The sequence below is a fragment of the Burkholderia sp. Tr-20390 genome, from assembly GCF_017104595.1.
In the GTDB taxonomy this organism is placed as follows: Bacteria; Pseudomonadota; Gammaproteobacteria; order Burkholderiales; family Burkholderiaceae; genus Burkholderia.
In genome coordinates this window covers 1-22,100 of sequence record NZ_JAAGPC010000032.1, presented here as the reverse complement: position 1 = coordinate 22,100, position 22,100 = coordinate 1, and the positions used below count along the sequence as shown (strand labels likewise).

The 22,100-nt window shown below is 68.7% G+C and carries 17 protein-coding genes and 1 pseudogene; 9 read left to right on the top strand and 9 right to left on the bottom strand.

Annotated features, from left to right (window positions below; translation table 11 throughout):
- Nucleotides 1-71: 71 nt before the first annotated feature.
- Both G3N98_RS11825 and G3N98_RS11820 read left to right on the top strand, forming a co-directional pair.
- On the top strand, nucleotides 72-725 hold the full coding sequence (locus G3N98_RS11825) for a hypothetical protein (protein WP_241025875.1): 654 nt from the start codon (nucleotides 72-74) through the stop codon (nucleotides 723-725).
- Between the two features lie 51 nt (nucleotides 726-776).
- Nucleotides 777-1,328 (top strand): RES family NAD+ phosphorylase, encoded by a 552-nt coding sequence (locus G3N98_RS11820; RefSeq protein WP_346779082.1) that lies wholly within the window; start codon nucleotides 777-779, stop codon nucleotides 1,326-1,328.
- A 37-nt stretch (nucleotides 1,329-1,365) separates the two neighbouring features.
- Here the strand turns inward: G3N98_RS11820 and G3N98_RS11815 are convergent, their stop codons facing one another.
- Nucleotides 1,366-2,580 carry an MFS transporter gene (locus G3N98_RS11815; protein ID WP_206148280.1) on the bottom strand — a complete coding sequence of 405 codons (1,215 nt, stop codon included), beginning with the start codon at nucleotides 2,578-2,580 and terminating at the stop codon, nucleotides 1,366-1,368.
- Between the two features lie 338 nt (nucleotides 2,581-2,918).
- Between G3N98_RS11815 and xdhA the strand changes: the two genes are divergently transcribed.
- The 4 genes from xdhA (at nucleotide 2,919) to G3N98_RS11795 (ending at nucleotide 8,106) form a co-directional block, all read left to right on the top strand.
- Nucleotides 2,919-4,484, top strand: coding sequence for a xanthine dehydrogenase small subunit (xdhA, locus tag G3N98_RS11810; protein ID WP_206148279.1), 1,566 nt, complete (start codon nucleotides 2,919-2,921; stop codon nucleotides 4,482-4,484).
- Between the two features lie 18 nt (nucleotides 4,485-4,502).
- Complete coding sequence (gene xdhB / locus G3N98_RS11805) at nucleotides 4,503-6,866, top strand: xanthine dehydrogenase molybdopterin binding subunit (protein WP_206148278.1); 2,364 nt, start codon at nucleotides 4,503-4,505, stop codon at nucleotides 6,864-6,866.
- A 132-nt stretch (nucleotides 6,867-6,998) separates the two neighbouring features.
- Nucleotides 6,999-7,616: a xanthine dehydrogenase accessory protein XdhC gene (gene xdhC, locus G3N98_RS11800; protein ID WP_206148277.1), complete on the top strand. Its 618-nt coding sequence runs from the start codon at nucleotides 6,999-7,001 to the stop codon at nucleotides 7,614-7,616.
- A gap of 88 nt (nucleotides 7,617-7,704) precedes the next feature.
- The gene (locus G3N98_RS11795) at nucleotides 7,705-8,106 is read left to right on the top strand and encodes a nuclear transport factor 2 family protein (protein ID WP_206148276.1); all 402 of its coding nucleotides are present in this window, start codon (nucleotides 7,705-7,707) and stop codon (nucleotides 8,104-8,106) included.
- 34 nt (nucleotides 8,107-8,140) lie between these two features.
- Here the strand turns inward: G3N98_RS11795 and G3N98_RS11790 are convergent, their stop codons facing one another.
- The 3 genes from G3N98_RS11790 to G3N98_RS11780 form a co-directional block, all read right to left on the bottom strand.
- A complete protein-coding gene (locus tag G3N98_RS11790) occupies nucleotides 8,141-9,088 on the bottom strand; it encodes a LysR family transcriptional regulator (protein ID WP_011351110.1) in 948 nt (315 codons plus the stop codon).
- Between the two features lie 68 nt (nucleotides 9,089-9,156).
- Complete coding sequence (locus G3N98_RS11785; RefSeq protein WP_089439342.1) at nucleotides 9,157-9,795, bottom strand: 2-hydroxychromene-2-carboxylate isomerase; 639 nt, start codon at nucleotides 9,793-9,795, stop codon at nucleotides 9,157-9,159.
- 94 nt (nucleotides 9,796-9,889) lie between these two features.
- Nucleotides 9,890-11,332, bottom strand: a complete 1,443-nt coding sequence (locus G3N98_RS11780) for a TAXI family TRAP transporter solute-binding subunit (protein ID WP_089424629.1) — start codon at nucleotides 11,330-11,332, stop codon at nucleotides 9,890-9,892.
- Between the two features lie 439 nt (nucleotides 11,333-11,771).
- Here G3N98_RS11780 and G3N98_RS11775 point away from each other — a divergent pair, with 439 nt between their 5' ends.
- From G3N98_RS11775 to G3N98_RS11765, 3 genes are all read left to right on the top strand, one after another.
- Nucleotides 11,772-12,137, top strand: coding sequence for a BON domain-containing protein (locus G3N98_RS11775; protein WP_089424630.1), 366 nt, complete (start codon nucleotides 11,772-11,774; stop codon nucleotides 12,135-12,137).
- Nucleotides 12,138-12,273: 136 nt separating this feature from the next.
- Entirely contained in the window at nucleotides 12,274-14,364 is a 2,091-nt protein-coding gene (locus tag G3N98_RS11770; RefSeq protein ID WP_206148275.1) for a D-(-)-3-hydroxybutyrate oligomer hydrolase, read from the top strand.
- Between the two features lie 617 nt (nucleotides 14,365-14,981).
- A complete protein-coding gene (locus tag G3N98_RS11765; protein WP_089430682.1) occupies nucleotides 14,982-16,817 on the top strand; it encodes a peptidase S1 in 1,836 nt (611 codons plus the stop codon).
- Nucleotides 16,818-17,160: 343 nt separating this feature from the next.
- Here the strand turns inward: G3N98_RS11765 and G3N98_RS11760 are convergent, their stop codons facing one another.
- The 5 genes and pseudogenes from G3N98_RS11760 to G3N98_RS11740 all read right to left on the bottom strand — a co-directional run.
- Complete coding sequence (locus G3N98_RS11760) at nucleotides 17,161-17,949, bottom strand: sulfite exporter TauE/SafE family protein (protein ID WP_089430683.1); 789 nt, start codon at nucleotides 17,947-17,949, stop codon at nucleotides 17,161-17,163.
- Nucleotides 17,950-18,298: 349 nt separating this feature from the next.
- Nucleotides 18,299-19,735 carry a DHA2 family efflux MFS transporter permease subunit gene (locus tag G3N98_RS11755; RefSeq protein WP_089430684.1) on the bottom strand — a complete coding sequence of 479 codons (1,437 nt, stop codon included), beginning with the start codon at nucleotides 19,733-19,735 and terminating at the stop codon, nucleotides 18,299-18,301.
- 139 nt (nucleotides 19,736-19,874) lie between these two features.
- Nucleotides 19,875-20,606 (bottom strand): DsbA family oxidoreductase, encoded by a 732-nt coding sequence (locus tag G3N98_RS11750; RefSeq protein ID WP_089472244.1) that lies wholly within the window; start codon nucleotides 20,604-20,606, stop codon nucleotides 19,875-19,877.
- A gap of 206 nt (nucleotides 20,607-20,812) precedes the next feature.
- Nucleotides 20,813-21,607, bottom strand: coding sequence for a PAS domain-containing protein (locus tag G3N98_RS11745; RefSeq protein WP_089472245.1), 795 nt, complete (start codon nucleotides 21,605-21,607; stop codon nucleotides 20,813-20,815).
- Nucleotides 21,604-22,100 (bottom strand): annotated as a pseudogene (locus G3N98_RS11740) (ornithine cyclodeaminase family protein); the annotation flags it as partial. The gene G3N98_RS11745 and the pseudogene G3N98_RS11740, both read right to left, overlap by 4 nt.

Genomic DNA, 22,100 nt, shown 5'->3' with positions numbered 1-22,100 from the left:
ATTAGGTTGACACGGTTGACTTGGTTTCGAGTCGGAGCTACGCTTGATCATTCCGGTCGTGACGGGAGGTGATGATGATTGCGCGGGCTCATACGCTGGAAGGGACGGCCGTCGTTCTTGACGTCGAGACGGAGGAAGCGCTGCGCAGCGCTGTCGGCGCGGCGACCATGCTCGGCCCGGATCGCGCGCGGGCGCTGCTCAGCCTGTCAGACGAGCAATTGGGGCACCTGTTCAAGGTCGGCATCGCGCAGGTCATCGATCTGGCCGGCACGATCACGTTCGGCATCGCTGCGGCCGCGACGCGCGACAGGAAGCCGACCGCCGGGAAGAAGCGGGCGGCGGGCGTCGTCGCCGATCCGGAAAGGCAGGTGCAGGCGGAACGGCGCACGCTGGTCGCCGACGGCAAGCTGCTGCCTGCCGCGCAGATCTGGGCCGGCCTCGGCATGACGCGGCAGGCGCTCAGCAAGGCGGTAGCGTCCGGCCGGATCTTCACGGTCGATGTCGGCGCCGCACAGTACTACCCGGCCTTCTACCTGGCGGGGGACATCGATCGCAAGACGTTGGGCAAGGTGACCCAATGTCTGGGCGGTTTGCCGGGATGGAGCAAATGGCAGTTCTTCACGACGCCGAAGGCGTCCCTGGGCAACGTTACGCCGCTCGTCGCGCTGTCGCGCGGGAAGGTGGATGAAGTCGAGCGTGCCGCCACGGCGTTCGCCGAGCGCTAGGGGGTCCGTTTGCTGACGGCGCCGGGGGAACATTTCGCGAGCGCAACGCTGGTGACTCGCGAAGTTGCGCCGGCGGCGCTGGTGCGTATCTCGCGATATGCGACCGGCGAGCCTTACTTCGGGAAATCGGGCGGCAATCGCTTCGACGATCCGCGCAAGCGGCGGCGGTACGGCACGAGCTATTTCGGCTTCGATCTGCATTGCGCATTCGCCGAGACGGTGCTGCACGACGAAGTCGCCGATCTGGTGCTGGGCGGTTTTCCGCTCGTGACGACCGAACTCGATCGCTACGTCCTTTCATTTGACGGCGCGCCGCTGACCGTCGCCGTCCTGCACGGCTTGCCGCTGAAAAATCTCGGTGGTGACGGTGCGTTGTCGACCATCGCACCGTACGACGTTCCGCAATTGTGGTCGCTTGCCGTCCACCGGCATCCCCGTCGCGTCGACGGGTTTTTGTATATGTCGCGCCATCTCAACACGTCGGAAGCGCTCGTGCTGTTCGATCGTGCCAAACCGAAGCTCTCGCTCGGGCGCGCCGTTCCATTCAGGCGTCATCCCGATGCGGTCCGCGTATTGCGGGACTTCAACGTACTGCTGCGTTGACCCCGCGTGGCGCGGGAGGCAACGCGCCTCCCGCTTTTCATGCCGCCGCGCCGCTTCCCTCGACCCGCGCCTGCCGCTGGTACAGCACCATCGACAGCGCGACGCCCGCGGCAGCCGCCACCGCTGCGAACAGGAACACCTGCGGATAGCCGAGCGCGCCCGCGACATAGCCGGCGAGCGGGCCCGTGATGCCGAGCGACAAGTCGAGGAACACCGAGTACGCGGACAGCGCCGCGCCGCGGCTCGCGGGCGGCACGAGCGCGACGGCCTCGACGCCGAGCGCCGGGAAGATCAGCGCGAAGCCGAAGCCGGTCAGCGCGGCGCCGACGAGGGCGATGTGCGGCACCGGCGCGAGCCACAGCAGCAGCAGGCCCGAACATTCGAATGCGAACGACACGATCGCGACGCGGAAGCCGCCGTAGGTCTTGATCGTGTTCGCGAACAGCAGGCGCGCGCCGATGAACAGCGTGCCGAACACGGTCAGCGACAGGGCGGCGTTCGGCCAGTGGCGCGCCGCGTAGTACAGCGTGACGAAGGTCGCGATCGAGCCGAAGCCGGCCGAGCCGAGCGCGAGGCCGAGGCCGTGCGGCAGTACCCGCGTAAACACGCTCGCATACGACATCCGTTCGCCGTGCACGAGCGGCACCGAAGCGATCAGGCGCGCGAGGTAGAAGCCGATCGCGGCCAACGCGATCACGAGCACGCCGATCAGCGCCGGATTCAGCGTATTTGCGATCGCGACGCCGACCGGCGCGCCGAGCGCGAGCGCGCCGTAGGTCGCGATGCCGTTCCACGAGATCACCTTCGCGTTGTGCGTGACGCCGACCCGGCCGATGCCCCACAGGATCGCGCCGGTGCCGCACAGGCTCTCGCCGACGCCGAGTACGAGCCGGCTCGCGACCAGCAGCACGAGGCTCGCGACCGGCCAGTGCGCGAGCAGCAGCGCGACGAGCAGCAGCACGCCCGACACGCCGCAACCGACCAGCCCGCGCAACACCGTCTGCTTCGGGCCGAGCGTATCGGCCAGGCGCCCGGCCAGCGGCCGCGACGCGAGCGTCGCGAAATACTGGACGCTGATCGCGCCGCCCGCGACGATCGCGGAAAAGCCGAGGTCGTCATGGACGAAGCCCGGCAGCACCGCGAGCGGCAGCCCGATAGTCAGGTAGCAGATGAACGTGAAGCAGACGACGGACACGATTTGCAGCGTGACCGCGAACCCGCTGCGCGGCGGTGTGGCGGAATCGGTTGACATGGGGTCGGAACGAATGAACGAAACGGGCAGAGGACGGCGAAAAAGGGAATCGGGATTTTCCCATGGAACCGGTTTTCACGCAGGTACCATTTAGTTAATCGCGACCTGTTTTCGAGGATCCCGGGCGGTCGCGGGGAAGCAGGGAAGGGGCTGGGAGCGCCGTGTGTAAAGGCCGTCGAGCCGGCCCGGCGCTCATATCGCGGCAGTTATATGGGCCCCATGCGTGATGGGCTATGGGTTGCGAAATTTGATGGTGATAGCGTGCAAACTGTCAGAAAAACGTCGGTCGAGCGCACAGCGCGGGCCGCCTTGCCCCCCATTTGAAGAACCATCGAGACATGAGTGAGCCGATCCGCTTCTACCATCGTCACGCGATCCGCGAAGTCAGCGGCGCGGACGTTACCCGCACCGTGCTGCAATACCTGCGCGAGGACGCGCATTGCACCGGCACCAAGGAAGGCTGCGCGGAAGGCGACTGCGGCGCGTGCACGGTCGTCGTCGGCGAGCTGACCGACGCCGGCGCGGTCGAGTTCAAGGCCGTCAACGCATGCATCCAGTTCCTGCCGACGCTGGACGGCAAGGCGCTGCTGACGGTCGAGGACCTGCGTCAGCCGGACGGTGCGCTGCATCCGGTGCAGCAGGCGATGGTCGACTGCCACGGTTCGCAATGCGGGTTCTGCACGCCCGGCTTCGTGATGTCGATGTGGGCGCTGTACGAGAAGCACGGCCACGAAGGCTGCGGCCGTGCCGGCACGTGCGCGAAGGCGAAGGACGTGCCGACGCGCACCGAGATCGCCGATGCGCTGACGGGCAACCTGTGCCGCTGCACCGGCTATCGCCCGATCGTCGATGCGGCCGTGCAGATGTTCGACGCGGCCGGCGAAGGTGCACCGGCACCGTCGGCGCCGGTCGACACCGCCGCGCTGGCCCGCACGCTCGCATCGCTCAAGCGCGACGATACGTTCGACTACACGACGATCAACGGCGCGCGCTTCGCGGCGCCGCGCACGCTCGACGCGCTGGCCGCGCTGAAGGCCGAGCGGCCCGACGCGCGCATCCTGGCAGGTAGCACCGACATCGGCCTGTGGGTCACCAAGCAGATGCGCCGGCTCGACGACCTGATCTACGTCGGCCAGATCGCCGAACTGCAGAACATCGTGCACGGCGACGACTGGATCGAAATCGGTGCTGGCGTGACGGTCGAGAAAGGGTATGCGGCGCTGGCCGGCCCGTATCCGGAACTGACCGAGATGTGGAAGCGCTTCGCGTCGCTGCCGATCCGCAACGCGGGCACGATCGGCGGGAACGTCGCGAACGGCTCGCCGATCGGCGATTCGATGCCGGGCCTGATCGCGCTCGGCGCGCGCGTGGTGCTGCGCGGCGGCGACACGGTGCGCGAGCTGCCGCTCGAGGCGCTGTACACGGGCTACCAGCAGAAGGACATGGCACCGCACGAATTCGTCGTCGGCCTGAAGGTGCCGACCCGCACCGGCGCGCGCGAGAAGCTGCAGTTCCGCACGTACAAGCTGTCGAAGCGGTTCGACTCCGACATCTCGGCCGTGTGCGCGGCGTTCGCGTTCATCGCGGACGGCGACACGATCCGCGAGCCGCGCATCGCGTTCGGCGGGATGGCCGCGACGCCGAAGCGCGCGACCCAGACGGAAGCCGTGCTCGACGGCGCGCAGTGGCACGAAGCCACCGCGCAGGCGGCGATGCAGGCGCTCGAGCGCGACTACCAGCCGCTGTCCGACATGCGCGCGACGAGCACGTATCGCCTCGATACCGCGAAGAACCTGATGTATCGCTTCTGGCTGGAGACGCGCCCGCACGACCCGCTGCCGCCGCAAGCCCTGAATGTGCGTGAAGTGGCCGCCGAACCCGGCACCGACGCGGCGCGCGTCTGAAGACGGAGAACACCGAACATGAACCAGCAAGCAGAACCGTTCCTGAGCACCCTCGACCCGCAAGCCGACGCGGCGCAGGTCCACGTATCGCGCGCGCACGAATCCGCGCACCTGCACGTCAGCGGGCGTGCCACCTACACCGACGACATCCCGGTCGTCGCGGGCACGCTGCACGCGGCGCTCGGCCTGTCGGCGAAGCCGCACGCGAAGATCGTGTCGATGAACTTCGACGCGGTGCGCGCGACGCCGGGCGTGGTCGCCGTGTTCACGGCCGACGACATCCCGGGCGTCAACGATTGCGGCCCGATCATCCACGACGATCCGGTGCTCGCGAAGGGCATCGTGCAGTTCGTCGGCCAGCCGATGTTCATCGTCGTCGCGACGTCGCATGAAACCGCGCGGCTCGCCGCGCGCCGCGCCCAGGTCGACTACGAGGAGCTGCCGGCGATCCTCACCGCGCAGGAAGCGCGCGCGGCCGAAACCTACGTGATCCCGCCGCTGAAGCTCGCGCGCGGCGACGCGGCCGCGCGGCTCGCCGTCGCGCCGCACCGCGAGTCGGGCGAAATGCTGCTCGGCGGCCAGGAGCAGTTCTACCTCGAAGGGCAGATCGCGTACGCCGTGCCGAAGGACGACGACGGGATGCACGTGTACTGCTCGACGCAGCACCCGAGCGAGATGCAGCACCTCGTCGCGCACGTGCTCGGCGTCGCGTCGCACAACGTGCTGGTCGAATGCCGCCGGATGGGCGGCGGGTTCGGCGGCAAGGAATCGCAGTCGGGCCTGTTCGCGTGCTGCGCGGCGCTCGCGGCGTGGAAGCTGCTGTGCCCGGTGAAGCTGCGTCCGGACCGCGACGACGACATGATGATCACCGGCAAGCGGCACGACTTCCATTACCGCTTCGACGTCGGCTACGACGACGACGGCCGCATCGACGGCGTCGCGCTCGACATGACGTCGCGCTGCGGCTTCTCGGCCGACCTGTCGGGCCCGGTGATGACGCGCGCGGTGTGCCACTTCGACAACGCGTACTGGCTGGGCGACGTGAACATCGCCGGCTACTGCGGCAAGACCAACACGCAGTCGAACACCGCGTTCCGCGGGTTCGGCGGCCCGCAGGGCGCGTTCGCGATCGAGTACATCCTCGACGACGTCGCGCGTTCGCTCGATCGCGATCCGCTCGACGTCCGCTATGCGAACCTGTACGGCAAGACCGAACGCAACGTCACGCCGTACGGGCAGACGGTCGAGGACAACGTGCTGCAGGAGCTGCTCGGCGAACTCGAGGCGACGAGCGACTACCGCGCGCGGCGTGCGGGCGTGCGCGAATTCAACGCACGCAACACGGTGCTGAAGAAGGGCATCGCGATCACGCCGGTGAAGTTCGGCATCGCGTTCAACGTCACGCACTTCAACCAGGCCGGCGCGCTGGTGCACATCTATACCGACGGCTCGGTGCTCGTGAACCACGGCGGCACGGAGATGGGGCAGGGGCTCAACACGAAGGTCGCGCAGGTCGTCGCGCACGAGCTCGGCATCCGCTTCGGCCGGATCCGCGTGACGGCGACCGACACCAGCAAGGTCGCGAACACGTCCGCGACCGCTGCGTCGACGGGCTCGGACCTGAACGGCAAGGCCGCGCAGGATGCGGCGCGCCAGTTGCGCGAGCGGCTCGCGGTGTTCGCGGCGAAGCAGTTCGGCGACGGCAAGGTCGATGCGGCCGACGTGAAGTTCGCCAACGACTTCGTGTGGGTGGGCGGCAACGGCGTGCCGTTCGGCGAAGTGATCGCGAAGGCGTACCTCGCGCGCGTGCAGCTGTGGTCCGACGGCTTCTACGCGACGCCGAAGCTGTACTGGGATCAGTCGAAGCTGCAGGGCCGGCCGTTCTACTACTACTCGTACGGCGCGGCCGTGTCGGAAGTCGTGATCGACACGCTGACGGGCGAGATGCGCACGCTGCGCGTCGATGCGCTGCACGACGTGGGGGCGTCGCTGAACCCGGCACTCGACATCGGCCAGGTCGAAGGCGCGTTCATACAGGGGATGGGCTGGCTCACGACCGAGGAGCTGTGGTGGAACAAGGGCGGCAAGCTGATGACGCATGCACCGTCCACGTACAAGATCCCGACAGTGAACGACACACCGCCGGAATTCAACGTGAAGCTGTTCAACAACCGCAACGTCGAGGACAGCATCCACCGTTCGAAGGCCGTCGGCGAGCCGCCGCTGCTGCTGCCGTTCTCGGTGTTCTTCGCGGTGCGCGATGCGGTGGCCGCGGTCGGCGACTACAAGGTGAACCCGCCGCTCGATGCGCCGGCGACCGGCGAGTCGATCCTGCGTGCGGTCAGCGCGGTGCGTGCGGCACGCGCCGGTCAGGCAGGCTGAGATGAAACGGCCCCCGAGCTCACTTCGTTCGCTGTCGACCGGAGTTGGCGCTTCAGCGCTTACTCCGGTTCCATGCACGGCTCCCCCCGAGCGGGCGGTCAGCCTCCTTGGGACGGCCCAGCGGAGGCTGACATGAACGGCCCCGCCCGCTCGCTCCGCACCGCGTCGACCCCGGCGTTCGCGCCGGGCACCGGCCAGCGCAACCGCGCGACCGGCACGCCGGCGCCGATGCACATCGTGCTGTTCGGCGCCGGGCACGTCGGTCACGCGCTCGTCACGCTGCTCGGCGCGCTGCCGTGCGTCGTGCAGTGGGTCGACACGCGCGACGAGCTGTTCCCGGACGAATGTCCGCCGAACGTGCAGCCGGAGCCGACCGACACGCCGGAGGCGGTCGTCGACGCCGCGCCGCCCGGCGCGTACTTCCTCGTGATGACGCACAACCACGCGCTCGACTTCTCGCTCGCCGCGCAGATCATGCGGCGGCGCGACTACGCGTACTTCGGGATGATCGGCTCGCGCACCAAGCGCGTGAAGTTCGAGCGCCGGCTTGCCGCGCGCGGCGTCGATCCGGCGCGGCTCGTGGAGATGGTGTGCCCGATCGGTGTCGCGGGCATCGTCGACAAGGCGCCGGGCGCGATCGCGGTGGCCGTGTGCGCGGAGCTGCTGCAGGCGCGCTCGGGCATGCCGGTGGGCGACGCGAAGGCCGCCGCTTCGGGGCGTGCGCGCGACGACGTGTCCTGCGCGCGGTAGCGCCGCGCGGCCAGCGCGGGGCCGCGCGATTTTGCATACACTGCACGACGACGCGCGGCATCGGGCCGCGCCTTACCGCGCACGTGCCATGTCCGATCATCAGGTTTATCTCGACGCGCTCGATGCGAGCCTCGTCGCCATCGAGCGCTGGCTGTCCGGCATCGATACCGCGCCCGAGGCGCTCGATGCGCTGCTCGCCGCGTTTTCCGCCGAATTCACGATGATCCTGACCGACGGTCGCGAGGTCGATCACGACGGTACGCGCGCGTTGTTCGAAAAGCTCGCCGGCGCGAAGCCGGGGCTGCGCATCACGCTGTCGGACACCCGCGTGCTCGCGGCCGATGCGTCGCATGCGACCGTGACCTATCTCGAAGCGCAGCACGCGGCGTCGGGCGAGCTGCCCGCGCGCCGTTCAACCGCCGTGTTCGAGCGCGACGCGGCGGGTGTCGTGCGCTGGACCCATCTGCAGGAAACCTTCTGCACGGCCTGAACTCGAGCGGCCGTGCCGCGCTTTGTGCCGCGGCTCAGCGCTTGCGGCTGCGGGGAACCGTCAGCTCGTCGGACACGCTCTGCATCAGCGCGCACAGCCACGCGATGTCGGTCGGGCGGTCGGGCTGCGGATGCGTGAGCAGGTAGCTCTTGATGCGCGGGAACGGCACGGGCGGCGTGACGACCACGAGCGGCAGCAACTGCGCATAGTGCGTCGCGAAGCGGCGCGTCGTCGTGAAGATCAGGTCCGACTGCAGCAGCACCTGCGGCACGATGCCGAAGTAGGGCAGCGTCGTCACGATGCGCCGCGTGAGGCGCGCGCGTGCCAGGCCGATCTCGATCGCGTTGCGCTTGTCGCCGGTGTAGGGCGTCGGCGCGACGTGCGCGGCCGATGCGTACGCTTCACGCGTGAGCGGCACGCGTGCGAGCGGGTGCGCATCGCGCATCAGGCACACGATCGTGTCGGAGAACAGGTCCTGGCGCGCGAACTGCGGGTCGGGCTTCGGCCAGTTGCCGATCACGAGATCGAGCGCGCCCGATTCGAGCGCGCCCGCGTGATCGAGCGCGGGATTCAGCGAATCGATTTCCAGATGGGCATGCGGCGCCGCGTCGCGAAAGCGCTCGATCAGCGTCGGCATGAAGAAATCGTTCAGGTAATCGGGGGCGGCGACGCGGAACGTGCGCCGCGCGGACGACGGATCGAAATCGCCGTGCGGCGTCGCGATGAAGTCGACCTCGCGCAGCGCGCGCTGCGCGGCCTCGAGCAGCGACGCGCCGTATTCGGTCGGAACCATGCCGGATTTGCCGCGCACGAGGATCGGGTCGTTCAGCGTTTCGCGCAGCTTGCGCAGCGCGGTGCTGATCGCCGGCTGGGTCTGGTTCAGCCGCAGCGCGGCCTGCGTGACGCTGCGCTCGAGCAGCAGCGTGCGCAACACGCGCACGAGCCAGATATCGAGCGAGGCGGTACGGTCGTCTTCTTCCATCGTAGGCGGGGATTGCGGGGAAGCGTAACCTTACCGCAGCCGCGCATTGGCGTGCGTGATACCGGCCATCACACACGGCCCTTCGGCAGCACGCTGATCCGCTTGACCTCGCGCGATTCCAGCCAGTTCGGCGTGCGCGCGCAGTACAGCACCATCGGCAGCGCGTCCTCGCCCCAGAACAGCTGCTGGTTCATCCAGAACGTCGGCACACCGAACACGCCGAGCGCGATCGCGTCGTCGGTGTTGCGGCGCAACTGCGCGCTCGTCTCCTCGAATTCGATCAGCTCGTCGCCGTGGCCGACGCCGACGCGCTCGCACAGTGCCGCGAAGCCTTCCGGCGTCGACGGGTCGTTGCCGTCGTGCCAGATGAAGCGGAACATTTCCAGCACGGTCGCGATGTCGGCGCGCAGCGCGATCGCGAGGCGCAACACCTTGTCGGAATCGAACGGATGGGCGGGCGGCATCTTGAAGCGGATGCCGAGCTGCTCCGCGCGAAACAGGGCGTGACGGTACGTGAACACGCGCTTGGCGGGCACGTCCGCGCTCGAGCGTTGCCCCCAGTGGCGCTGCAGGTCGGGCAGCGACACCGCGACGGGCTCGAACGGCACGTCCGGCCATTTGTCGAGCTGTTCGAGGAGCAGGTAGGAGAACGGCGACACGAAGTCGTAGAACCAGGCGGGTTGGGCGGTGTCGAGGCCGGTTGTCATGGCGATCTCCAGAGGGTGGGGCGAGCGGCGCCTGGCGGCGGCCTCCATGTTACGCGGCGGCGCGCGCATGCGGCAATGATCGCGGATCGTCCGCTCACGCGGAACCGGGAGTCGCCCGAGGGGGCGTGCCGGCCGGCGGCGCGGCTTCGGCCCGTGCCTGCGGCGGGCCGCCGGCGCCCGGCGGGCTGGCCGGCGTGTCCTGGTCGTGCGCGGTGAGCCGTTCGCGCACGAAGCCGATGTGCTCGCGCAGCACGTAGAACTGCCCGGCATACGCCAGCGGCATCTTCATCCGGTTCACGGCTTCCTCGATGTCGTCGAGTTCGTCGAGCAACTGCACGCGCTCCTCGGCCGTGTGCTCGCCGAGCGCGCTGCGCTCGAGCGCGATCAGCGCGCCGTACCAGCGGTAGATGCGCGAGCGCACGCGCCAGCCGTACAGCGACGGCACGAGCCGCAGCCCGGGGATCAGCACGACGATCAGCGGCACGACCACGACGAGCAGCCGGTCGACGAGGCTCGCGACCCAGAACGGCAGCCGCCGGTACAGGAAGGTCTTGCCTGATTTGTAGTAGCGCGCGGCGTCGTCGGAGAGCTGGAAGCCACGCGTGACGGGCGACGGGAATTCGCCCGCGTGCTGCAGGATCGTCGCGTGGCCGTGCACCTCGCGCGCGGCCTCGATCAGCAGGTCGGACAACGCGGGGTGCAGCGAGTCGCGCGCGACGAGTTCGATGGTCGGTGCGACCGTGTGGATGTCGGCGGGCGGCAGGTTCCGGCCGAGATCGTAGACCCCCATCGGCAGCGTGATCGCGGTCAGGTACGGGAAGCGCCGCGCGTACGCCTCGGCCTGCGTGAACGAATACACGTGCACGCCCGGCGCGCGGAACAGTTTCGCCATCACCGGGATCTGCGTCGAGTCGCCGGACAGGAACGCCGCGTCGATCTTGCCGTCGAGCAGCGCGGTGGCCGCGTCCTCGCCGGCGGTCGGCAGCAGCTCGGTCGAGCCGCCCGGCACGATGCCGTTCATCTTCAGCAGCGCGAGGCTCAGCTCGCGCGCGCCGCTGCCCTCCGCGCCGAGCGCGAGCCGCTTGCCCTTGAAGTCGGACAGGCGCGCGACGACCGGGCCGCGATACATGATCGCGAGCGGCACGTAGCCGATGCTGCCGAGCGACACGAGATGTTCGTCGCGCTCCTTCGGGCCGATGCCGCTCTGCACGAAACCGACGTCGACCGGCGCGTTCGGGTTCGACAGCCGCGCGAGGTTCTGGGCGGACCCTTCGGACGACTGGACGTCGAGCGTGACGCCGTTCTTCGCGAGGATCGTCTTGTATTTCTGCGCGGCGTTCCAGTACGTGCTGCCGGGCGGCCCGGACGAGATCACGAGCGTGGACGGCGGGGCCGGCTGGATCAGCTTGACCGCGAGCCAGACGGCCGCGCCGGCGAGCAGCACGGTCGGGCCGATCGACAGCGCGAGGTCGCGCCACGATACCGCGACGAAGCGGGCGAGGATGCGGCGAGGCGGGCGAGGGCGGGCTGGCTTCATGGGGGCGGCGGATGACGCTGGCGTGACGTATCGGTGACGATCGGACGGTTGTCATGGACGACGCCGATGCTCGCGGCGATGGTACCCGGTTTCGCCGGGCGTGCGCGAGTGGGGCGGCCTGGCGCGGCCCCGCGGCGACAGTGGCGGGGCGGCCCCGCGTCAAAAGCTTTGCGCTTCCGCGGGCGCTGGATTACATTGTGCGACGCAGCCGCGCCCGATTTGCGCGCGACCCGGCACGCAATGAGACCGGGCGCGTTCGGCCGGCGGCTGTCCGGCCCGGCCGGCCCGCTTTCGCGTGCGCCGGCCGCCAGCCCGTCTCGCCTCTCTCGTATCGCCGTGGAAAACACCGGCTGTCCCGCCCGTTCGCGCGCGGGCCGGCTGTTTTTGGGGGTAATCGGCCGTACTGTGCACGGCCGTTCCGGAGTGATAAGGAGATAGCATGAAGTCGATCGTGTTGAGAGCGTTGGGCGTTGCCGCCGTGGCGGCCTGTCTGTCGGGCAGCGTGTATGCGCAGTCGAGCGATGCCGCGGCAACGGAAGCGCCCGCGGCCGCGACCAGCGCGCCGAAGGCCGCCGCGAAGACCGCGAAGAAGGCGAACCGCAAGCTTGGCTATGCGGTGCGCAAGGCCATTACGAAGGCGGGCGGCATCGACGTGGCGAACATCGTCGTGCGCTCGAAGGGCGGCGCGATCACGCTGGAGGGCACGGTGCCCGACCAGGCCCAGATCGACAAGGCGGAAGAGGCGGCGAAGGGCGTGAGCGGCGTGACGTCGGTGTCGAACAAGCTGACGGTTCAGCAGCAGTAACGCCGGGCGACGGCGCGTGAGCGCCGCGTGCGCCCGTTTTCAGGCGGGCCCCGGCATGCCGGGGCCCGTTTGCGCTTGAGAGGCCGCAAGCCGCACGAAGCGGCGGCGGACCGATAACGATATCGAGAGGGCGGCGATGACGAGACTCGGGTGGGGCAGGCGGATGGTTTTCGGCGCGGCGCTGGCCGCGGTCGCGATGCTCGGCGCCTGTAACGGCGACGAGTCGGCCGAGCGCAACCGGTTGCCCGGTTTCGTGTCCGGCAGCGTGCGCACGACGGCCTATGACGGCGCGAGCGACGACCTGCTGACGGCCGGCCTCGGCAAGACGGGCCTCGGCTCGGCGAGCGCCCCCGGCTTTGCGAATGCCGCCCGGCCGACGGGCGCCGAGCTGCGCCGTCTCGCGATCTGGTCGAACTACCGCGCGCTCGTCGACATGAGCGCCAACGGCGGCTACGGCCGCTTCTGGGGGCCGAACGTCGACCTCGACGGCAACGACACGCTCGGCGAAGGCAAGATTCCCGGCACCGAATATCTCGCGTACGCCGACGACGGCAGCGGCAGCAAGAACGTCACGCTGCTCGTGCAGGTGCCCGCCAGCTTCAATCCCGCGCAGCCGTGCATCGTCACCGCGACGTCGTCGGGCTCGCGCGGCGTGTACGGCGCGATTTCCGCGGCCGGCGAATGGGCGCTCAAGCGCGGCTGCGCGGTCGCCTACAACGACAAGGGCGGCGGCAACGGCGCGCACGAGCTGATGTCGGACACCATCACGCTGATCGACGGCACGCTCGCCAACGCAGTGCTGGCCGGCACCGCGAGCCTGTTCACCGCGAACGTCACCAGCGGCGATCTCGCCACGTTCAATTCCCGCTTCCCGAACCGCTATGCGTTCAAGCACGCGCATTCGCAGCAGAATCCCGAGCAGGACTGGGGGCGCGTGACGCTGCAGTCGGTCGAGTTCGCGTACTGGGCGCTCAACGAGCAGTTCGGACCGCTGGTCGACGGCTCGCATCACGGCGTGCGCTATCGCGCGGGTGACATCACGACGATCGCCGCGTCGGTCAGCAACGGCGGCGGTGCGTCGCTCGCGGCGGCCGAACAGGACAACCGCGGCTGGATCACCGCGGTCGTGGTCGGCGAGCCGCAGATCAACGTGCGGATGGCGCCGAACGCGGTCGTGCGCTCGGGCGGCCAGCCCGTGCCGTCGTTCGGCCGGCCGCTGGCCGACTACGCGACGCTCGCGAACCTGCTGGAGCCGTGCGCGGCCGCGTCGGCGTCGCTTGCCGACGCGCCGTCCCTGAGCGCGCTGCCGGCGGCGACCACGCAGTCGATCCGCACCCAGCGCTGCGCGACGCTCGCCGCGGCCGGGCTCGTGTCGGGCGCCGATACGCAAAGCCAGGCCGCCGACGCGCTCGCGCAGCTCCACGCGGCCGGCTACCTCGCCGATTCCGACCTGCTGCAGGCGCCGATGTGGGATTCGCAGGCGATTCCGGCGATCGCGGTCACGTATGCGAACGCGTACACGCGCTCGCGCGTCACCGACAACCTGTGCAATTTCAGCTTCGCGACGACGAACCCGGCGACGGGCGCCGTCGCCGCGCCCGCCACGTCGCCGATGCCGGCCGTGTTCGGCGTCGGCAACGGCGTGCCGCCGACGGCCGGCATCAACCTCGTGTTCAACACGGGCGCGGGCGTCGACCACCGGCTCGCGACGCCCGACGGGAGCTTCGCGGGCGCGCTGTGCCTGCGCCAGCTCTGGACGAACGGGATGCTCGGGATGCCCGCGAACGTCGACGCGGTGCGCGTGAACGCGAACCTGCAGGGCAAGCCGGCGATCATCGTGCAGGGCCGCAGCGACGCGCTCGTGCCCGTGAACCACGCGTCGCGCGCGTACGTCGCGCAGAACGGCATCAGCGAAGGCGGGCGCAGCCAGCTCGTGTTCTACGAGGTGACGAACGGCCAGCACTTCGACGCGTTCCTGCCGGTGCCGGGCTTCGACACGCGCTTCGTGCCGGTTCATTACTACAACCTGCAGGCGCTGAACCTGATGTGGAAGCACCTGAAGAACGGCGCGCCGTTGCCGCCGTCGCAGGTGATCCGCACGGTACCGCGCGGCGGCACGCCGGGCGCCGCGCCCGCGCTGACGAGCGCGAACCTGCCGCCGATCTCGGCCGCGCCGGGCGCGAATGCGATCACGACCGGCGCCGGCGCGATCGACGTGCCGCTCTGACGGCGCGCGCCGCGCCGCGCTCACGAAGCCGGACACTCGTCCGGCTTTTTCTTTTGGGTGCTCTGGAATCGGTCCCGAACTGCCTTTCATCGGAATGGCGAGCGCCGTAACAAATTATTACTTTACGGCGATAAATCGGAACCCTAATATGCGCCGGTATTTTCACTTAATTTAATAAATTCCAGATACGAGGATATTCCTTTCCGTTTAGTTAATCGATCCTTTCGATTTTATTAAATCGGCTCGAGTCGCGATTGATCGTCGTATTGCGATTAATCGGCATCTCGCCGAGGGGGATTGTTCGTCTGTTCGAAGCGAGGCGCCCTTGGTGGGGCTGGCCTGGCAAGGGCGTGCTTTTGCCGTCGATTTTGTGCGCGTGCAAATGCGCTGAATGAATATGTATTGCTGCGGATTATCGAATTGTCGTTCGCAATGGAATTGATTTCATTGTGCGGTCGCAAAAAAATATGGGTGGGGTAAATCGTGCCGGTCGGTATTCGCCGAGCCGGTAAAAAACTCGGAGTGCGTCGCATAACGAATGCATTCCCGGTGCGGAGCGCCGGCGCAAATGATCCTTTGCGACCGGCGGTATTTATCGTTCTGTTCGAGAGGCAATAATGACGACACGGAAGTCCTTGAAAGACGGTTTCGCGCTATTCGGAACGACACTGAGCGTGCCGCTCGCAGCGGCCGCGGCCGCTGCGCTGCTCGTCACGGGGTGCGGCGGCGACGACGGGTCGAGCCCGGCCGCATCGGCGGCGGCCGCCGCCGCGACGTCGGCCGGCGCCAGCACGTCGGCCAACACCACCGCAACGGCCGCCGCGGCCGACCAGCCGTACGTCGACAACGACGTGTACGGCACCGGGCCGAACGACGCGGTCACGGATTCCACGGAAGGGGCGGCCGTCGTGCACCGTACGGTCACGATCGGCGGCAAGACCATCAAGTACACGGCCACCACGGGCCACCTGACGACGATCGATCCGGTCACGTCGGCGCCGAACGCGAAGATGTTCTACGTCGCGTACACGCAGGACAATCCGGATCCGTCGAAGCCGCGCCCGGTCACGTTCTTCTACAACGGCGGCCCCGGCTCGTCGTCGGTCTACCTGCTGCTCGGCTCGTACGGGCCGAAGCGCCTGCAGTCGTCGTTCCCGAACTTCACGCCGCCCGCGCCGTACAAGCTGCTCGACAACCCGGACAGCCTGCTCGACCGTACCGACCTCGTGTTCATCAACCCGGTCGGCACCGGTTACTCGGCGGCGATCGCCCCGGCGAAGAACAAGGACTTCTGGGGCACCGACCAGGACGCCCGCTCGATCGACCGCTTCATCCAGCGCTACCTGACCAAGTACTCGCGCTGGAATTCGCCGAAGTTCCTGTACGGCGAGTCGTACGGCACCGCGCGCAGCGCGGTCGTGTCGTGGGTGCTGCATGAGGACGGCATCGACCTGAACGGGATCACGCTGCAGTCGTCGATCCTCGACTACGCGAACGCGCTGTCCGCGCCGGGCACGTTCCCGACGCTCGCGGCCGATGCGTTCTACTGGAAGAAGACGACGCTCAACCCGACGCCGACCGACCTCGACGCGTACATGGTCCAGGCCCGCAACTACGCCGACAACACGCTCGCGCCGCTCGCGCAGAAGCCGAACCCGCAGGACGGCGGCTTCGTGAACGTGCGCCTGAACCTGAACCTGCAGACCGCGCAGCAGATGGGCGCGTACATCGGCACGGATCCGACGTCGCTGATCCAGACGTTCGGCAACCCGGCCGCGCTCGGCAACGTGCCGTCGTCGAACGACAACCCGCCGTACACGTTCTTCCTGACGCTCGTGCCGGGCACGCAGATCGGCCAGTACGACGGTCGCGCGAACTTCACGGGCAAGGGCATCGCGCCGTACATCCTGCCGAACTCGGGCAGCAACGATCCGTCGATCACGAACGTGGGCGGTGCGTACACCGTGCTGTGGAACAGCTACATCAACACGGACCTCAAGTACACGTCGACGTCGTCGTTCGTGGACCTGAACGACCAGGTCTTCAACAACTGGGACTTCAGCCACACGGATCCGACCGGCGCGAACAAGGGCGGCGGCAATACGCTGTACACGGCCGGCGACCTCGCGTCGACGATGAGCGTGAACCCGGACCTGAAGGTGCTGTCGGCCAACGGCTATTTCGACGCCGTCACGCCGTTCCACCAGACAGAGCTGACGCTCGCGCAGATGCCGCTCGACCCGACGCTCAAGGCGCAGAACCTGACGATCAAGAACTACCCGTCGGGCCACATGATCTACCTGAACGACGCGTCGCGGACCGCGCTGAAGGGCGATCTCGCCAACTTCTACGACGGCATTCTCGCCAACCGCACGGCGCTGCAGCGCGTGCTGAAGCTGCAGATGCGCACGCAGCAGCTCAAGCAGCAGAAGTTGCAGCAGCAAGGGCAGTAAGCGCCGCGGGCGGCTCGCGCCGCCTGACGTGAGATCGAGGCACTGCCTTGCTACGTGCTCCAGCACTTCACGTGGCGTGTGTTGAAGGCAGTGCTGGCGTTCTCCAAGATGCCCCGTGAGTCATGGACTTCCGGGGCATCTTCTTGTCGGGAGCTGGACGAGTCGCCCCGTAAACCGCCCATGACGGTGTTGCCGAATCCTCAAAAGGGGGATGATTGACCCTCTTTTGAGGATTTACCGGAACATCCCCATAAAGTGACGGCAGGGTGACGTGACGGGGCCTTTCTTCGGAAGATTCCGGCGAGAGAAAGGAAGTCGACGTGTGCCGTTGCAGCCGCGCCGCTTACGCCAGCACGAGCCGCACGCCGACCGCGACGAGCGTCGAGGCGAGCAGGTTGCGCAGCAGCCGTTCGGGCGCGCGCGCCGACAGCAGGCTGCCGATCACGATGCCGGGCAGCGAGCCGAGCAGCAGCGACAGCAGCATCGACCAGTCAACCGAGCCGAGCAGCCAGTGGCCCATGCCCGCGACGAGCGTGAGCGGCACCGCGTGCGCGATGTCGGAGCCGACGATGCGGGTGGTCGCGAGCATCGGATACAGCAGCAGGAGCACGGTCACGCCGATCGCGCCGGCGCCGACCGACGTCATCGACACGAGCACGCCGAGCACGGCGCCTGTCAGCACGGTCGACCACAGCGTGCGCGCGGGGCTCGGCGCGAGCGGGTTGCGTGCGGCGAACGCGGTGAGCTGCGGCCGGAAGATCAGCGCGAGCGACGTGAGCAGCAGCGCGATGCCGAGCACGAGCTGGATCATCCGCGCGGTGCCCGGCGCGTTCATCCCGTGCGTGTGCAGCCACCACAGCGTGACGGCCGCGGCCGGGACGCTGCCCGCCGCGAGCCGGCCCGTGATGCGCCAGTCGATCGAGCCTTTCAGGCCGTGGACGAGCGTGCCGGTGGCCTTGGTCGCGGCCGCGTACAGCAGGTCGGTGCCGACCGCCGTTGCCGGGTGGACGCCGAACAGCAGCACGAGGATCGGCGTCATCAACGAACCACCGCCAACGCCCGTCAGGCCGACGAGGATGCCGACGAACAGGCCGGACAACGAGTACAGCAGATCGATATGGGGAAGCGACATCGGAAGCAGGCGGTTATGCGGCGACGGTTATGCGATGTTCGGCGGCGGCGCGTGGCCGCGGCGCGCGCATCAAAGTCCGCCATTGTCGCAAAAGTGGCGCGTCGATGGTCGACTGCGTTAAAAATCGGCGGGGGAAGCCCGTGGGGCGGGCATCTGGCCCGAAGTAAAACAGGCGTTTGAGCGGAGCGAGGGGCGTGATGGCTGTTCTCCTCGCGACTGATCCGCCCGAAACGCCCGGTGAAGCGAGAGCGGGTGCCAGGCCCGGCACGCATAAAAAAGGGCGCGACAGTACGCGCCCTGGTTCGATGGCGGCGGTGGACGCCACCGGCCACCAACCGCCAGCCACCGGTCAGTGCATCGCGGAGCCGACGCCTTCGACCGCACCCTGCTGCCGGATGCGCAGCGCGAGGCCGATCAGCGCGGCGACGGCAGCGAATGCCGCGCCGAACGCGAAGGCCGCATGGTAGCCGCCGTTCAGCGCGTCGAGCGGGGCATTCGCCGCCGCGAGCGCGTTGGTGCGGGCGGCCGCGAGGCTGGCGAGCACGGCGAGGCCGAGCGCGCCGCCCATCATGAATGCGGTGTTGACGATCCCCGACGCGAGCCCGGAATCGGCCGGATCGACGTCGCTCATCGCGGCGAGCAGCACCGGATTGAACGCGACGCCCGCGCCGATGCCGAGCAGCGTCATGCCGGGCAGCACGTGCCAGACGAAGCCGCCGTCCACCGGCGCACGCGAGAACAGTGCGAGGCCGCACGCCGCGATCAGCAGGCCGGCCGCGATCGGGCCGCGGATGCCGAAGCGCATCACGATCCGCGCGGACAGCCCGAGCGAGAACGCGGCCATGATCAGGTTCGCCGGCAGGAACGCGAGGCCGACCTGCAGCGGCCCGTAGCCGAGCACGCGCTGCATGTACAGCGCGGACAGGAAGAACCACGCGAACATCGCGGCCGCCCACAGCACGGCGATCACGTTCGCGAGCGCGACGTTGCGCGACGCAAACAGCGAGAGCGGCATCAGCGGATGCGCGGCGCGCGCCTCGATCGCGATGAACAGCGCGAGCAGCGCGGCGGCCGCGCCGATCAGCGCGACGGTCTGCGTCGACAGCCAGCCGGCCTCGTTGCCGCCGACGATCCCGTAGACGGCCAGCATCAACGAAGCAGTGACGGTGATCGCGCCCGCGACGTCGAGCCGCGCGTTGCCGGCCGGCGCGCGCAGGCGCGGCAGCAGCGCGGCGCACATCGCATAGACCGCGATGCCGATCGGCAGGTTGACGAGGAAGATCCAGTGCCACGACAGCGAGCTCGTCAGCAGCCCGCCGAGCAACACGCCGATGCTGCCGCCGCCCGCGCAGACGAAGCCGTATACGCCCATCGCGCGGGCGCGTTCGCCGGGCTCGGTGAAGAGATTCATGATCAGCGACAGCGCGACGGCCGATACGACCGCGCCGCCGATGCCCTGCACCGCGCGCGCGGCGATCAGCATCGCCTGCGATTGCGCGAGGCCGCACGCGAGCGATGCGAGCGTGAAGACGACGAGGCCGGCGAGGAACATGCGTCGCTGGCCGTACAGGTCGCCGAGCCGTCCGCCGAGCAGCAGGCAGCCGCCGAACGTCAGCAGGTACGCGTTGACGACCCACACGAGGGCCGTCTCGGTGAAATGGAGGTCGGTGCTGATCGACGGCAGTGCAACGTTCACGATCGTGCTGTCGAGCACGATCATCAGCACGCCGAGGCAGAGGACGATCAGCGCGTACCAGCGCTTCTCGCCGTGAATCCCGTGGGTCATGGGCTTGCCGCCTTCTGATAGTTATTTGAAAGGCTGCATTGTAGACCCCCTCGGCGCGGGCTTCCTGCCGGTTTGTGGCAGCAGCGATGCGTAGTCGCGCGTCCCGGCGGGACGCGCGTGAGGACGGATGCGACGGGCGTTACGAGCGCGCCGGCAGTTCGCAGCCATCGGGGCCGCACGCGGCTGCGTCGCCGCCGTCGAGTTCGACGATGCCGTCGCGCCATGCCTGGTCGAGCGCCTGCGCGAATGCGTCGGCCGGTTGCGCGCCCGACACCGCATAGCGGCCGCCGAACACGAACAGCGGCACGCCGCGGCCGCCGATCTGCGCGGCGCGGGCGGCATCGGCCTCGACTTCGGCGCGGTACAGGTCGCTGCGCAGCACGGCTTCGACGGCCGAGCGCTCGAGCCCCGCTTCGACCGCGAATTCGGTCAGCTCGGCGTGATCGAACAGCGAGCCGTGCTCGCAGAAATACGCGCGGTACAGCCGCTCGGTCAGCGCGTGCGCGCGGCCCGTCGCTTCCGCGAGCTTCACGAGCCGGTGGCCGTCGAGCGTATCGCCGACGAGCGTGCCGGGCAGGTCGTAGCGCAGCCCGACGCTCGCGGCCGCATCGGTCACCTGGCGCAGCATCTGGTCGACCTGCGCGGGCGACATCCGGTACTTGCCGGCGAGCATCGCCTCGACCGGCTCGACGGGCTGGCCGGGCATCAGCCGGTACGCGCGCAGCGCGACGTCGACGCGGTCGGCGTGCGCGAACGCGGCGAGCGCCTCGTCGAAGCGGCGCTTGCCGATCCAGCACCACGGGCAGATCAGGTCGGACCAGATTTCGACGGTCAGGGTCGGGCGGGCAGTCGGGGCGGGAGCGGTCGTCATGGGCAATTCCGGGCAGCAAAAAATGTAACCGGGACTATATCATTTTGTACTTCGACGTTTCGTCCTGGCCGGGCGGCCATGCGGTCATATGAAACGGGCGCCCGGCGTATCACGAAGCATAGACACGGAAGCGGCGTCCCGATAGCGAATGCCGATGCCCGGCCGTCGTCGTATGCGGCGGCGAATCTGCCCGAAGGGTGGTTCGCTTACGCGTCGCCCTGCGTTTCCTTCAGGTGCTTGAGGTGCTTGTAGACCGTCGCGCGGCCCATTCCGAGCACGTTCGCGACATAGTTCGCCGCGCTCTTGCCACGGAACGCGCCCTCCGCGTACAGCGCTTCGACGAGCTCGCGCCGGTGCTCGCGCGTGAGCCCGTTCAGCCCGACCTGCCGCTCGCGCAGCCAGCCGTGCAGGAACGTGTTGATGCGCTCCTGCCAGTCGTCGCGGAACAGCTCGTCCGGCTGCGCGACGACGCCCGCGCCCTTGATGAACAGGTCGAGCGTCGCGCGCACCTCGTCGAACACCGCGATGTTGAAGTTGATGCACATCATCCCGGCCGGGCGGCCTTCGTCGTCGAACAGCACGTTGCTCACGCAGCGCATCCGCCGGCCGTCCCAGTTCAGCTTCTCGTACGGGCCGATCACGCGCTCGCGCGCGGAATGATCGATTTCCTCGAGCGCGGAATCGTCGCCGACCTCGCGCTTCGACAGGTTGTTCGCGAGATACAGCACGGTCTGGTCGTGCAGGTCGTGGATCACGACTTCCGCGTACGGGAAGAACAGTGCGGCGATACCGTCGGCGATCGGCGCGTAGCGGGTGAGCAGCAGGTCTTTGACGGGGGATTTCTTCTTGCGCATCGGGTTCGCCATCTCGGGTGGGCGGGGGCCGGGCAGCGCATCGGGCCGACGTGCGGGCGTACCGTTGGCCGGCATGCCCGTGCGCCCGCGCGCGGCCGCCGCGGCGGTTGCGCCATTGTATCGGCCCCGCGCGCGCGTGCCGCTCATGCGCGTGCCAGGTGCGTGTACAGCGCGTGCGCGATCGCGATGTCCTCGAGCCCGAGGCCGATCGAGCGGAAGAACGCGTGACGGGCATACGACGGTGCCGGGCAGGTGCCGGCGACGAGCGCGGGCAGGTCGCCGGCGATCCGCGCGGCGTCCCAGCCGTGTTCGGCCGCCGCGATCTGCATCTCGCCGGCGCTCGCGGGCGTCGTATGCCGGTAGTCGCAGTACACGTCCATGTCGGGCAGCCAGGCGGGCGGGATCTCGTGGGCGCGCGCGACGTTCGTGCTGATCGACGTGACGAGCGCGGGGCGCGTGAGCATCCCGTCGCCGAGCACGGGCGTGCCGGACGACGTGCACAGCATCACGACGTCCGCGTCGCGCACGCAGGCTTCGACGCTCGCCGCGGTGCGCGCACGCGGATCGAGTTGCGCGAGCGCCGCGTGCTGCGCCGCGTCGCCGGCGAGCGACGGCGAGTACACGCGGATCGTCTCCCAGT

Excerpts from the sequence above, each read along its gene's own strand:
- G3N98_RS11785 (WP_089439342.1), bottom strand. The coding sequence starts at position 9,795 with ATGACAACCGGCCTCGACACCGCCCAACCCGCCTGGTTCTACGACTTC.
- G3N98_RS11815 (WP_206148280.1), bottom strand. The coding sequence starts at position 2,580 with ATGTCAACCGATTCCGCCACACCGCCGCGCAGCGGGTTCGCGGTCACG.
- xdhC (WP_206148277.1), top strand. The coding sequence starts at position 6,999 with ATGAACGGCCCCGCCCGCTCGCTCCGCACCGCGTCGACCCCGGCGTTC.
- xdhA (WP_206148279.1), top strand. The coding sequence starts at position 2,919 with ATGAGTGAGCCGATCCGCTTCTACCATCGTCACGCGATCCGCGAAGTC.
- G3N98_RS11750 (WP_089472244.1), bottom strand. The coding sequence starts at position 20,606 with ATGACGACCGCTCCCGCCCCGACTGCCCGCCCGACCCTGACCGTCGAA.
- G3N98_RS11755 (WP_089430684.1), bottom strand. The coding sequence starts at position 19,735 with ATGACCCACGGGATTCACGGCGAGAAGCGCTGGTACGCGCTGATCGTC.
- G3N98_RS11745 (WP_089472245.1), bottom strand. The coding sequence starts at position 21,607 with ATGAGCGGCACGCGCGCGCGGGGCCGATACAATGGCGCAACCGCCGCG.
- G3N98_RS11770 (WP_206148275.1), top strand. The coding sequence starts at position 12,274 with ATGACGAGACTCGGGTGGGGCAGGCGGATGGTTTTCGGCGCGGCGCTG.
- xdhB (WP_206148278.1), top strand. The coding sequence starts at position 4,503 with ATGAACCAGCAAGCAGAACCGTTCCTGAGCACCCTCGACCCGCAAGCC.
- G3N98_RS11795 (WP_206148276.1), top strand. The coding sequence starts at position 7,705 with ATGTCCGATCATCAGGTTTATCTCGACGCGCTCGATGCGAGCCTCGTC.
- G3N98_RS11825 (WP_241025875.1), top strand. The coding sequence starts at position 72 with ATGATGATTGCGCGGGCTCATACGCTGGAAGGGACGGCCGTCGTTCTT.
- G3N98_RS11780 (WP_089424629.1), bottom strand. The coding sequence starts at position 11,332 with ATGAAGCCAGCCCGCCCTCGCCCGCCTCGCCGCATCCTCGCCCGCTTC.
- G3N98_RS11765 (WP_089430682.1), top strand. The coding sequence starts at position 14,982 with ATGACGACACGGAAGTCCTTGAAAGACGGTTTCGCGCTATTCGGAACG.
- G3N98_RS11760 (WP_089430683.1), bottom strand. The coding sequence starts at position 17,949 with ATGTCGCTTCCCCATATCGATCTGCTGTACTCGTTGTCCGGCCTGTTC.
- G3N98_RS11790 (WP_011351110.1), bottom strand. The coding sequence starts at position 9,088 with ATGGAAGAAGACGACCGTACCGCCTCGCTCGATATCTGGCTCGTGCGC.
- G3N98_RS11775 (WP_089424630.1), top strand. The coding sequence starts at position 11,772 with ATGAAGTCGATCGTGTTGAGAGCGTTGGGCGTTGCCGCCGTGGCGGCC.